The sequence below is a fragment of the Sorangium sp. KYC3313 genome (genome assembly GCF_052075895.1).
Taxonomy (GTDB): Bacteria; Myxococcota_A; Polyangia; order Polyangiales; family Polyangiaceae; genus Sorangium; species Sorangium cellulosum_B.
Window position 1 is genome coordinate 8,855,293 of sequence record NZ_CP197255.1, and the last position, 12,510, is coordinate 8,867,802.

The following is a 12,510-nucleotide window of genomic DNA, read 5'->3' on the forward strand; positions in this document are numbered from 1 at the left end:
CCGCTCTAGAGATCCGAGCTCTCCTCGTCGCTCCCGGGGTCCTGCGAGATCGTGCGGCGCTCCGAGCGCGTGCGCGCTCCCTCGGCCGGCGCCGCGGAGCGCTGCTCGGGGACGGACGGGGGGAAGTCGACCTGGAGCACCATCCCTTGATCGGTCTCGAGCACGCGGTAGGTCGCGTCGGCCTGGGTGCGCAGGTCGATCACCATGTCGAGATCGTTGCCCTGGCCGACGAGCTGCACCTGGGTCACCGGGGTCGCGAAGAACGACGTCACGAGCGGGAAGCGGTTCGTCTGGATCGCCCCCGCGCCCTTCAGCCGGTAGACGAGGCGTCCGGCGGCCTTCGACTCGGCGACGTCGACCTTGCCCCCGTGGATCTGCACGAACACGCGCGAGCCGCCGGTCGGGAGCATGCGGAAGCCGGGGAAGGTGGCGACCGGCCGCCCGGCGAGGCTCGCCTGCGCGTCCTTCTTGGGCTTGCGCGCGCGCCCGGGGCGCTGCGGCGCGCCGGCGCTGCCGCCGCGCGGCTTGTTGACCGCCGGCTTCTGCGGGGCCGCGGCCTTCTCCGGCGCCGCGGGGGCCTTCGGGGCCGGCTGGGCGGTGGCGCCCTGCGCGAGGGCCAGCGACGAGGCGAGGCCGAGGGCCAGCGAGAGGCTCAGCGAGAGGTGCCTGGAAGGTCGCATCCTGGCAGTACAGCACGACCGCCTGGCCCAGCAAAGACGGCAGCACGGTAAGCTCTGCGTGTGCCGGCCCGCGCTCCACGCTTCTCGCACGTCATCGGCGTCGACGACGCGCCGTTCGCCCGCGACCACCGCGGCGACGTGCAGGTCGTCGGGACGGTCTTTTCGGGGCTGCGCCTCGAGGGCGTCCTCTCCACCCGCGTGAGGCGCGACGGGCGGAACGCCACGCCCGCGATCGCCGCGATGATCCGCGGCTCCCGCTTCTACGCCCAGGCGCAGGTGGTCCTGCTCCAGGGCATCGCGGTGGCGGGCTTCAACGTCGTCGATCTCGCGGCGCTGCGCGAGGCCCTCGCCCTGCCGGTCGTTGTGGTGGCGCGGCGCCTCCCGGACCTCGACGCAATCCGCGACGCGCTGCTCTCGCGCGTCCGGGGAGGGCGCCGCAAGTGGGCGCTCATCCAGCGCGCCGGCCCGATGGAGCCGGTCGCGGGCGTGTACGTGCAGCGCGCCGGGATCTCGCTGGACGACGCGAGCGCGCTCATCGCGCGGCTCTCGGTGAACGGCCACCTCCCCGAGCCCCTGCGCGCCGCGCACCTCATCGCCGGCGGGCTGACCACCGGCGAGAGCCGCGGGCGCGCGTAACTGGACGCTGACGAGCCGCTGACGAGCCGCTGACGAGCCGCCGACGGGCCGCGCGTGTCAGAGCGCCTGCCGGCGCGGAGCGCTGGCGGCGCCCGCCTTCTCGGCCTTCTTCCCGCGGCCGGTCACCTTCGAGTAGATGACGTCGAGGTTGGCGTTGATGTCGAGATAGAACTGAGCGTCAGGGCTGTAGAAGAAGTTCCTGCGCTGTCCGTCCTCCCCGAGCTGCCTCGTCGTGTTGTTGTAGCCGAGCGTGAGGTCGACGACCTCGTAGACCGGGTAGCTCACGTTGAGATCGAACGCCGTCTGGGCGGCGTAGGTGGACCCCTGGGAGCCCTCGTACGGGGCGCAGCCGGTCGGGATCTTGGCGCATCCCTCCTCGAACTCGTGCTTGAACTGGCTGATGAGCCTGAAGCTCGTCGCCAGGGAGAGGTCCTTGTAGAGCGGCAGGCCGACCTCGAGGCCCGTGGTCAGGCTATCCATGGTCTGAGACGCCCCGGTCAGCTGGTCGTCAAACATCGGATCACCGCTCGCCGCCGTCCGGGGCCGCCGGAGGCCGGAGCTCACTGGCGTGTACGAGTCCGCGAACAGATGGGCGTAGGTCACGCCGAGCGTCGCCGTCACGTTGTTCAGCCCGTCGGCCTTCGAACCGAGCAGCTTGATCTTCTGGGTGATCTGCGGGCCAACCGACATGAGGAAGTACCTGCCGGAGTTCCAGCTGATCGGTGAGGTCGGCAGGAGCACCCGCAGCCGCATGGCCCCGTCCGTCTTGTACTCGCCTTGGTTCGCGCCGCCGCTCTCCCAGAGTTCGCGGCTGTATCGGGCGCTGAGCCCGATGTCCTTGAACTGCGGCTCACGGTAATCCGTCGTGGTGTCGCTGTTCGTGAGCTCGGTAACCCAGCCGATCTCGGCGGCCACCGACACCTTGTCCTTGGGCTGGTCGAGCACATAGAAGTTGGGCCGGAACGTGAAGTCCCAGCCGTAGACCTGGATGGCGGGGATATACCCCCCGCCAACGCCGAAGAGGGTCGTGCTACCGCCCTGGTTCCAGGTGAACGTCGTCCCGCGCCAGCGCAGCGTCGTCTCTTCGTCCTCCTCCTGGACGGAGTCGGCCGCAGTGGCCTGATTCCACTGCACCATCGGGGAGACCGCTGCGTCGGGCCGCGGTGTCACCGGGGCGGGCGGCGGCTCTGCTGGAGGGTCCGGCTGCGCGGGCGGCGCTGGCTGCGCGGGCGGAGCAGCGCCGGGCGGAGCAGCCACGCCCGGCGCAGCAGCAGCGCCGGGCGCAGCGGGAGCGCCGGGCGCCGCAGCGGGAGCGCCGGGCGCCGCAGCGGGAGCGCCGGGCGCTGCCGGCGCCGGGGCGGCCGGTGGCTCGGCCGGCTGGAGCGGCGTGGGATCGATCGGCGGAGCTGTCGGCGGCGCGGGCGGCGTCTGCGCGGACGCTACCGAGATGCTGCCCAGGACACCGGCAGCCACAAGCAACGATCGGAACGTCATCTCCACTCCCTCTCCTGGTCGCCTCGGCCCCTCACGCTCCACCGCGCGCTTGGCCAGACGTCGGCCACACTCCGCGCGCCCCCCGGCGGTCAGCGCGCCGGGGGACCTGCTCGGTCCGCCCCACGTGCAGAAAACGTACCCTGCCGCAAATCCAACCCAAGCATCTGAAATCATTCAATATATACGGCCACCGCCGCGCGCCCGTTACGGGGCTGACGCGCACCCCCGTTGCGAATGTGACGATGCCTGAAGTAAGCCAGCGGGCGATGGAGCCGATGTCCTTCCCGGGCGACAGGGATTCGCCCCTCTCGCCGCGATCTCCAGGAAGCCCCCGCGGCGACGACGGCGGGGGCCACCGGCCCACCGAGATCAACGCCCTCCTGGGCCGCGGTACGCACTTCGAAGGCAAGCTCTTCTTCGAGGGCCGCGTGCGCATCGACGGCAGCTTCCGCGGCGAGATCCGCGGCGAGGACGTGCTCGTGATCGGCGAAGGGGCGCTCGTGATCGGGGAGATCCACGTCGTGACGTGCATCGTCACGGGCGGCGAGGTCCAGGCGAGCATCCGCGCCCGCGATGCCATCGAGCTGTACGCTCCATCCAAGGTGACCGGCGCCCTGCACGCGCCCGCCATCTTCATCGACCGCGGCGTGCAGTTCGACGGCTCCTGCAAGATGGCCCCGCTCGACGAGGAGCCAGGCGAGCGGCCCCAGCGGCCGCCCACGGCGTCGTCCGAGCCCGACGCCGACGCTGCCGGACAGGCCGCGAGCGCCGCGAGCGCCGCGCCCACGACGCCCACGACGCCCACGACCGACGACAGCGGCGGCAGCGCGCAACGTGCAACGCGCGCGTGAGCGTTGAGCGCGCCGACGCCGACCGCTGAATTCCGACCTCGTCCGACGAAAGCATGTTTTCTGTAGTGCGCAGGCGTGCGGCCGCGTGCTGACGGAGGTACATCTAGCGAGGGGCTGCGGTCTCGCCGCCCGAGGCGCATGTCCGCGACGTGGGGGGGAGCCCGCGCTGACGGACGTCGCTCGAACAGGAGAGTCCATGAAGAAACTGTGGTCCCTGTCCTTGATCGCCTTCTCGCTCACCGTCCTCGCCCTCTCCCTCTCGCCGCGCGCCGCCCGCGCCGCCGACGCCGAGTCGGAGAAGCTCGCGTCGCTCGGGAAGGCGCTCCGGTACACGCTGAAGACCACCGGGCCCGTCGCCGCGATCGACACCGGGGGCGCGGCGATCCTCGTGAAAGCGCCCCTGCCGACGGTCCGGAAGATCGTCACCTCCTACGGCAACTACAAGACGTTCATCGGCCCCTTCGACCAGAGCCGCGTGCTCGGGAAGCGCAAGGGCACGAGCGAGGTCTATCTCCAGGTGCCGATCCTGAACGGCGCCGCGCACATCTGGACGGTCGCCGACATGTCGCCGCCCACCAAGGACGGCGCCGACGAGGTGATCTCCGGCCGCCACAAGCGCGGCAACGTCGCCGACTTCCGCGCCCGCTGGCGGCTCCGCGCCGTCGACGAGCACCACACGATCCTGAAGCTCGAGCTGTTCGTCGCCCCGAAGCTCCCTTTCCCGCCCTCGGTCGTGACGACACAGCTCGTCAAGGCAGCCGACAAGGCGGTGACCGCTGTGCGGAATCGCGCACAGTCCGAGTCCCCCCCCGGCGCCGGGGCGACGACCGCCGCCGCCACCGACGTTCCGCCGGGCACCGCGGCGAGCACGTCGGCCGCCGCGTCCGCTGGCGCCGCTCCCGCCGCGCGAGGCGACGACCAGAGCAGCGTGACGGCGGCCCCCGCCGTGCTGCCAGCGAGCGTGGCCGATCTGCCGCCGGCCGACGACACAAGCGTCCGCCGCGACAAGGACGTGGCGCACCGCTAGCTCTCCCGGCAACCGACGCAGCCGGCGCGACCGGCGCCACCGACGCGACCGACAGGGCGCCTCGCGACAGAGCGCCCAGCCACCCCTCCTCCCCTTCCCCTCCTTCCGTCCGCCCTTCCCCGCTCGGTCCACCGAGGCGACTCACGCCCTCGTCGTGACGCCCGGTCGCCTCCGATCGCCGCCGCCCACCGCCGAGCCTGTTGAAAACCCCGGAGCGCCCCGGGCGAGCTCCGGCGCGCGCTCGCTGGGTGCAATTCCGCAGATCTACGAAGGCTGCGGCCCGGATCGTCCAGGGTTTTCAACAGGTTTTTCAACACGCATTCCGATTTCCCCACAAGAATTCCCACATTCCGCGGAACTTTTTCAACAAGGCGCGCCCCCGGCGGAGGTTGCGAGAGGACGGATGCATGAAGTAAAGCGTCTGCCGTGAGGTACCCCTTGCTGGACGTGCATTCAGATGCGCCGGCGCCCTCTCAGCCTCCTGCCGTGGCCGGCGCCTGCGCTTCCCGGGAGCGGCGCTCGGCCGTCTCGCGGTGGTGAGCAGAACATCGCTCCTCATTGTCCCGACCGAGCGGCACGTTGAACGCGAGCTCGCCTCTCTCGATCTGCGCGACGCGCGCACCGCGGACCAGCAAATCCGCTCACGGTGGAGCTTCGTCTCCGAGGCGCTCGCCCTGCTGGCGCCGGACGCCGCCCTGGCGAGCCCTCACACCACCCGCCTCGCCACCCGGCTCGCCCTCGACGCTCTGCCGCCGGATCGGCTGCGGCAGCCGGCCGAGCCCGCCGCGCGCGTCGCGCTAGCGCACGCCCTCGACCGCGCCCTCGGGAGCTTCCGGCGCGCCGGGACCTCCCCGGCGGAGCTGCGGGCGCTCGGGACCCCGTCCGCGATCGCCATCGCCGAGGTCCTCGATCGGGCGGACGCCGCCCTGCGGGCAGCGCGCCTCGTCGACCCGCGCTGCGCGGGGTTCCTGCTCGCGCGGGCGCTCCGCTCGGCCGGCGCGTCCGCCGCGCTCCCGCTCCCGTGCAAGGTCGCGATCCGCGGCGCCGTGGCCTGGGAGCCGGACGATCTCGCCTGGGTCGAGGCGCTCCACGCCGCGGTCCGCGCCCGCGGCGGCGCGGGCGTCACCGTCGAGCTGCCCGCGCTGCCGGACGACGGCGCGGCGCCGGTCGCCGACGCCCTGGAGCGGCGCTGGGCCTCGCTCGAGGACGCGCCGGAGATCGCGTGGGTGCCCGACGGCGGAGCGGAGCCGCTCGCCGCCATCGCGGCGAGGACCCCGGAGGGCGAGGCGCGCGCCGCCGCCGCCGAGGTGGCCGCCGCGCTCGGCCGCGGGATCCCGCCCGAGCGGATCGCCGTCGTCGTGCCGGCGCTCGACGACGCCGCGCTCGAGCCCCTCCGCGCCGCGCTGGCCGACGCGGGCGTCCGCTCGTCGGAGCCGCGCGGCCGCGCCGCCGCGAGCTGCCCCGACGGGCGCGTCGCGCTCGCCATCCTGCGCCTCGCCGTCGGGCCGGTGCGCCGCGAGCAGGCGATCGAGATCCTCCGCGCCCCCGGGGTCCACGCCGGCGCCTGGATGGACCGCACGTCCGCCGCCGAGGCGGAGCGGCGCTCGACCGACCTCGCCCACCGGCTGCGCGACGTGCCGGTCGAGGTGGATCGCACGGGCCGGCTGCTCATCGACGGCCTCATCTCGGTCGTGGCGGCCCGCCGCGCGGACCGCCGCGCAGGGACGGCGCGGACGCCGCCGGCGCCACCGATGACAGCGCAGGAGGCGCTGAGCGACGCGGAGCTCGCCCTGGGCCTCTCGGTGCTGGGCGGCGCGCAGGGCGACGAGGACGGCGACGACGAGGCGTGGATGCCGCACGCGCTGGAGCGGCTGCTCGCCAGCGCCCGCTGGATCGGCGAGGCGGCGACGCGGCCCGAGATCGTGCGGCGCTTCCTGTCGCTCCTCGACAAGCTGGGCTTCGGCGAGCCCGGGATCGAGGAGCTCCGCGCCGCGCTGCGCGGCGAGCGGCGGAGCGGCGGCGCGCTCGAGGCGATGGGTGCGATGGGTGCGATGGGTCAAGGCGCGCGGGCCGCGCGCGCGATCCGCGAGCAGGCCGAGGCGCTCGCGCGGGCCGCGTACGACCTCGGCTGCGAGGAGCGCCCCGCCACCGCGGCCGAGATCTACGCGGAGCTCGAGCGGGCCGCGGCCGAGCAGGGCGCCGGGCCGCGCGGCGACGCCGGCCGCGCCGGCGCGGTGCGCATCGACGTCCCCGCGGGGTTCACGGCGCTCGAGCACGACGTGGTGGTGGTGACCGGGCTCGACGCGCGCGCCTACGGCGGCAGCCCGGGCGCGGACGAGACGCTGCTCGGCGAGGCGCTCCGCGGGAGGCTGCCGGCGCCGAGCCGCCCCGCGTCGGGGCGAGAGCGCCAGGCGGCCCAGCGCGCGGAGCTCGGCTGGGCGCTCGCCGGCGCCCGGCGCGTCGCCGTCTGCTACACGCGCGGGGTAGACGACAGCGAGCCGAACGAGCCGCACCCGCGCTTCGTCGCGGCCGCGGCGGCCGGCGCGCAGCAGCGGACGGAGCCCGCCTCGCGCGTCGCCCCGGACGCGGCGCCCCTCGGCCCGCGCGACGCGGAGCTCATCGCCCTCGCGGGCGGCGGGCGGCCGGCGGCGGACCTCGCGGAGCGGATCCGGATCGAGCGCGCCCGCGCGGACTTCTTCCTCGATCCGCGCGCGCCGATCGACCTCCACACGGGCCGCGTCCTCGTCGACCGCGATCCCGCGCTCGCCGCGCAGCTCAGGGCCGCGATCGGCGGGGCGCACCCCGGCAGGCCGATCGCCGTCACCCACATCGAGCGCGCCGTGGGCTGCGCCTTCGCGGCGTTCGCCCGCCGCGTCCTGCACGTGCGCCGCGCCGAGGATCTCGCCGAGTCGGCCGACGCGCGCGAGCGCGGCACGCTGATCCACCGCGCCCTGCAGGCCTCGTTCGAGGCGCTGCGCGAGCTCGGCCCGGAGCGCGATCCGGCCGAGCAGCTCGCGGCGGCGCGCGCCGCGGCCGAGGCGGCGCTCGGCGCCTCGGCGCCCATGGCCCCGCTCCGCCGCGAGGCGGTCGAGAAGGCGATCGCGGACGTGATGGAGGTCGTGGCCCGCACGCTCGACGGAGACGGGGAGGACGCGTCGCCGGAGCTCCGCTTCTTCCTGGCCGAGCGGCGCTTCGGCGCCGGAGAGCCGCCCCCGTGGCAGCCGCTCGAGCTCCCCCCGCTGTCCGACGAGGAGGGCGGCCCGAGCCTGTGGGTCGACGGCCAGATCGACAGGCTCGATCGATCGACCGACCAGCGCGTCGTGCGGGTCGTCGACTACAAGACCGGCAAGCTCCCCGACGCCAAGGAGCGGCGGCGGGCGCTCCAGCTGCCGCTGTACAGCGCCATCGCGGCGCGCGCGCTGGGCGCGGAGGAGGTGCGGGCCGTCTACATCGGCGTGCGCCAGCGCGGGCTCATCGAGCTGTGGCCGCGCACGGCGGACGAGCAGCGCGCGCTCGCCGAGGGCTGGGCCGAGGCCGCGCGCACCGCGCGGGCCGCGGTCGTCGCGCTCTGGGAGGGCAAGGCCGCGCCGCGGCCGGCGCTCTCGACGATGTGCGCGCGGTGCGACGCGCGCGACGTGTGCCGCCGCCCCGCGGTCGTGCCGAGCGACGAGGCCGCGGAGGAGGTCGCGTGAGCGCCGCCCCGCGCGGCGCGGCGCTCGCCGAGGGCGACGCGCTCATCTACGCCTTCCGCCGCAACGTCGTGGTCGCCGCGAGCGCCGGCACCGGCAAGACCCACCGCCTCACGGCGCTCTACGTGCTGCTCACGCTCGGCCTCACCTCCGTCGGCCTGCCCGACGCCGCGTCCGCCGCGCCGCCTGTGCCGCCGGACCGCATCGTCGCGACGACGTTCTCGCGCGCCGCGGCGCGGGAGATCGCCCACCGCGTCGAGCGATCGCTCCGCGAGATCGCCCGCTGGAACGGCGAGGCGGACATCCCCTTCGCCGACATCCTCCGGGCGCGGCAGGCGGCCGTCGCCGGCCTCGCCGGCGCGGGCGGCGGCGCGCCGCTGCCCGTCGCCGAGCTGCGCAAGCGCGCGGAGGAGGCGCTCGCCCGCCTCCCCGCCGCGCGCATCGACACGCTCCACGGCGTCGCCAAGCAGATCGTGGACCGGCACGCGATCGCGATGGGGCTCTCGCCCTCGGCCCGGATCCTCGACGAGGAGGAGGCGCAGGCGCTCAGCGACCTCGCCGTCGACGAGGCGCTGAGCCGCGCGCTCGCCGAGGGGGGCGAGCGCGCCGAGGCGGCGCGCGCGCTCATCGCCGCGACGGGCGGCGTCGAGGCCGCGCGGAGCGAGGTCACGCGGCTGCTCGACCGGCTCGACGAGGACGGCCTCGCGCCGCGCCGGCTCGCCGTGTCCGACCACGCTGCCGAGGCCAGCGCGCTCGCGCGGGAGCTCCGCCGCCTCGCCGCCGGGAGCGCCGCGCTCGGCAGCGCCGCCTTCCGCGCGCCGGCGGCGGCGCTCGTGGCGGCGCTCGGCCGCGAGGACGGCGGCGCGCCCTTCCCCGCGAGCGCGGCGAGCGCCCCGCTCATCGAGCTCCTCACGCAGCGCAAGCCGCACAAGAGCAAGTCGACGACGCCGGCCGACGAGGCGCTCATCGCCTTCCGCGAGGCGCTGCCGGGCGAGACCCACCGCGACAAGGCGCAGCAGCTGCTCGGCTTCCTCCGCGAGGCCCCGGCCCTGTCGCGCCGCGAGGCGCGGATCATCGAGCTGCTGGAGGAGATCCGCGAGCGGCTCTCGGCGATCCGCCGCACCGAGGGCGGCCTCGGGTTCGGGGATCTCCTGCGCGCCGCCCGCGACGGCCTGCGGGACGATCCGGCGATCGGCGCGGCGGTCCGCGGCTCGGTCGACGTGCTGCTCGTCGACGAGTTCCAGGACACGAGCGCGGTGCAGCGCGATCTCGTGTACCTCCTGCGCGAGCGGGACGACGCCGCCCTCGCGCGCCCGGCCGGCGCGGCCCCGACGGCGGCCAGCCTGTCCGGTCACGGCCTGTTCCTCGTCGGCGATCGCAAGCAGTCCATCTACGGGTTCCGCGGGGCCGACGTCTCCATCTTCTGCCGCGTCTGCGCGGAGCTCGCCGGCGCCGCCGCGGGCCGCGCGCTCGAGCTCGCGCCCGCGCTCTGGTCGCCGGATCCGAGCGCCGATTTCGTGGCGCTCCGCGAGAGCCGCCGGTCGACGCCCGAGCTGCTCGCGTTCATCAACGCCTTCTCCGCGCGGGATTTCGCCCAGGATCGCGGCGCGGGCGACGGCGACGCGGGCGCGCCCCCGGCCTCGCCGCGCGAGTTCGAGATCGCCTACAGCGCGGCCGAGCACCTCGTCGCGGCGCCGGGCAGGGCCGCGGAGGGCCCGACGGACGTCGTGCTCGTCAGCGACGGCGGCGGCGCTCCGGACGGGGTCGACGCCCTCGTCCGGGACGCGCGCGGGCAGCTTCGCGAGGCGCTGATCGCGGCCGCGTACATCGCGCGGCGCGTCCGCGGCGCGGGCGGCGACGGCGCCGCTGGCCGCGACGGCGCCGCTGGCCGCGACGGCGCCGCGACCGGCGATCTGCGCTTCCGCGACGTCGCCGTGCTCACCCGTCGGAGGAGCACGATCCCGCTCGTCGAGCTGGCGCTCGCGCGCCTCGAGATCCCGTACGTGGTGGCCGGCCGCGCGCTCTTCGACGCGGCCGAGGTCCGCGATCTGGCCGCGATCCTCCGCCTCCTGCTCGATCCGCGCGATCGCCTGGCCCTGGCGACCGTCCTCCGCGGCCCGGTGGTGGCGCTCTCCGACACGTCGCTGGCGCTGCTCGCGCCTCCCGGCCGCGGCCTCGCGGTCCCGTTGCTCGGCCGCTGGCCCGCCGCCGCGCCGGCGCAGGGGGCCTGGTCGCCCTCGCCCGACGACGCCGAGCTCGACGGCGGGCGCCCGCTCCCCGCCCTCGCGCGCCTCCCCGCGGGGGACCGCGAGCGGCTCGAGGCGTTCCGCGCCCGCTATGCCGGCCTGCGCCGCGCCGCGCTCCGCTCGACGCCGGGCGAGGCGATCCGCGCCGCGGTCACCGTCTTCGATCTCGACCGCGTCATCGCGGCGCTCCCTCGCGCGCAGGCCCGCCTCGGCAACGTCGACCGCCTGGTCTCCATCGCCCGCCGCCGGGGCGGCTCGCTCGCGAGCTTCGTCCGCTGGCTCGACCGCCGCATCCGCGACGAGGCGGACGAGCCCGAGGCCGCTGTCTTCTCGCCCGACGACGACGCCGTGCGGCTCACGACGATCCACGCCAGCAAGGGGCTCGATTTCCCGGCGGTCGTGCTCCTGGATCTCAACGCGGAGCCCCGCGCGGCTCAACCCGGCCTGAGCTACGTCCCCGCCGCGGGGGACCGGCCCGCCGCCCTGCTCGTGCGCCACTTCGCGCGGGTCGTCGACGGGCGGTCGCGGACCGGCTCGCTCCACGACGCCGGGGCGTCGGCGCGCGGGCCGTTGTTGCCCGTCAGCACGCCCGCGCTCCAGGCGGCGCGCGCCGAGGTGCGGGCGCGGGAGCGCGCCGAGCGGCAGCGGCTCACGTACGTCGCGATCACGCGCGCCCGCCGCGAGCTCGTGCTCGTCGGCGCCGAGGCGAAGCCGCGGAGCGGCTCGGCGTGGCTCACGCTGAAGGCGGCGGTCGACGCCGAGCCCCGGGCCGCGGCGGCAGCCGACGGCGAGCCCCGCAGCGCCGCGGCGGACCTCGGCATCGAGGCCTCCACGCTCGCCGGCGCCATCCGCGCGACGCTCGACGCCAGCGCGCTGCTCGCCGGGGCGAAGGCGCCCGCGCCCGGCACCGACGCGTACGCGCGCGCCGCGCCGGCCCCCCGGGCGCCGCCGGCGACGGGGCCCGCGCGCGCGCAGACCGTGCTGGTCGCGGCCGCGTCCCTCGCGGCGTTCCAGGCGTGCCCGCGCCGCTTCCGGCTGCGCCACCTCCTCGGGATCGGCGAGCCTGCCGGCGAGGGCCAGCTCGGCCTGTTCGACGTCGAGGGCCCGCCCGAGCTGCCGGGCGAGGAGCGCGTCGAGCTCGAGGACGGCGCGGACCCTCGCCCTCCTGGCCGCGCCGTGCACCGGGTGCTCCAGCGCTGGCCGCGCGCGCGCTGGGGTGAGCCGACCGAGGCCGAGGAGGTCGCCGCCCGCCTCGCCTTCGAGGGCTTCCCGCCGCACGGCCCGGACGTGCTGCGCACCGCGGAGCGCGTCGCGCGCTTCCTGGACGGCCCCTACGCGCGGCAGGTGCGCGGCGAGGAGGCATCGCTCCTCCGGGAGGAGGCGCTCGTGCTCGACGTCGAGCCCCAGGGCGCCGGACGGCGGCGCGGCGCGAGGCTCGCGCTCTCGCTCGCCATCGATCTCGCCGTCCTGCACCCGGGCGGCCTCGTCGACATCGTCGAGTACAAGCGCGCGCGCCCCCGGGCGGATCTCTCGCCGTACGAGCTCCGCCTGCGCGCGTGCGCGCTCGCGCTCAGGCGGCGCCACCCCGACCGCCCCGTCCGCGCAGGCGTGCTCTTCGTCGGCGCCGAGGTCGAGCCCGCGTGGCTCCCGGCCTCGGGCCCCATGGGGACGCTCACCGACGACGAGCACGCGCGGTTCGAGCGCGAGCTCGCCCGGCTGGCCGAGCGCTTCGCCGAGGCGAGGGCCGAGGATCGCTTCGACGGCGTCCCGGTCGAGGCGTGCCGCAAGCTGCGCTGCGGCTTCGTGCGGGCCTGCCACGGCTAGCGCCGCCGCGGCCCCCGAAGCCCATCGAGCGAAGACGGCGACGCCCCCCTCGACGACCTCGCT

At 76.0% G+C, this 12,510-nt stretch carries 7 protein-coding genes; 5 read left to right on the plus strand and 2 right to left on the minus strand.

Annotation, left to right across the window (positions count from 1 at the left end; translation table 11 throughout):
* Window positions 1-5: 5 nt before the first annotated feature.
* A complete protein-coding gene (locus tag ACSRUE_RS33605; protein ID WP_441287161.1) occupies window positions 6-680 on the minus strand; it encodes a hypothetical protein in 675 nt (224 codons plus the stop codon).
* Window positions 681-740: 60 nt separating this feature from the next.
* On the opposite strand from ACSRUE_RS33605, the gene ACSRUE_RS33610 reads away from it, so the two are divergent.
* Window positions 741-1,316, plus strand: a complete 576-nt coding sequence (locus ACSRUE_RS33610; protein ID WP_437768296.1) for an endonuclease dU — start codon at window positions 741-743, stop codon at window positions 1,314-1,316.
* 57 nt (window positions 1,317-1,373) lie between these two features.
* Here ACSRUE_RS33610 and ACSRUE_RS33615 read toward each other — a convergent pair whose 3' ends face one another.
* Window positions 1,374-2,810: a hypothetical protein gene (locus ACSRUE_RS33615; RefSeq protein WP_441287162.1), complete on the minus strand. Its 1,437-nt coding sequence runs from the start codon at window positions 2,808-2,810 to the stop codon at window positions 1,374-1,376.
* A 242-nt stretch (window positions 2,811-3,052) separates the two neighbouring features.
* Here ACSRUE_RS33615 and ACSRUE_RS33620 point away from each other — a divergent pair, with 242 nt between their 5' ends.
* The 4 genes from ACSRUE_RS33620 to ACSRUE_RS33635 all read left to right on the plus strand — a co-directional run bounded on the left by ACSRUE_RS33620 (window position 3,053) and on the right by ACSRUE_RS33635 (window position 12,447).
* Window positions 3,053-3,661, plus strand: coding sequence for a bactofilin family protein (locus ACSRUE_RS33620; RefSeq protein WP_441287163.1), 609 nt, complete (start codon window positions 3,053-3,055; stop codon window positions 3,659-3,661).
* A 196-nt stretch (window positions 3,662-3,857) separates the two neighbouring features.
* Window positions 3,858-4,688 carry an SRPBCC family protein gene (locus ACSRUE_RS33625; RefSeq protein WP_441287164.1) on the plus strand — a complete coding sequence of 277 codons (831 nt, stop codon included), beginning with the start codon at window positions 3,858-3,860 and terminating at the stop codon, window positions 4,686-4,688.
* Between the two features lie 536 nt (window positions 4,689-5,224).
* Window positions 5,225-8,380 (plus strand): PD-(D/E)XK nuclease family protein, encoded by a 3,156-nt coding sequence (locus ACSRUE_RS33630; protein WP_441287165.1) that lies wholly within the window; start codon window positions 5,225-5,227, stop codon window positions 8,378-8,380.
* On the plus strand, window positions 8,377-12,447 hold the full coding sequence (locus tag ACSRUE_RS33635) for a UvrD-helicase domain-containing protein (protein ID WP_441287166.1): 4,071 nt from the start codon (window positions 8,377-8,379) through the stop codon (window positions 12,445-12,447). The genes ACSRUE_RS33630 and ACSRUE_RS33635 overlap by 4 nt, the downstream gene beginning before the upstream one ends.
* Window positions 12,448-12,510: the final 63 nt, after the last annotated feature.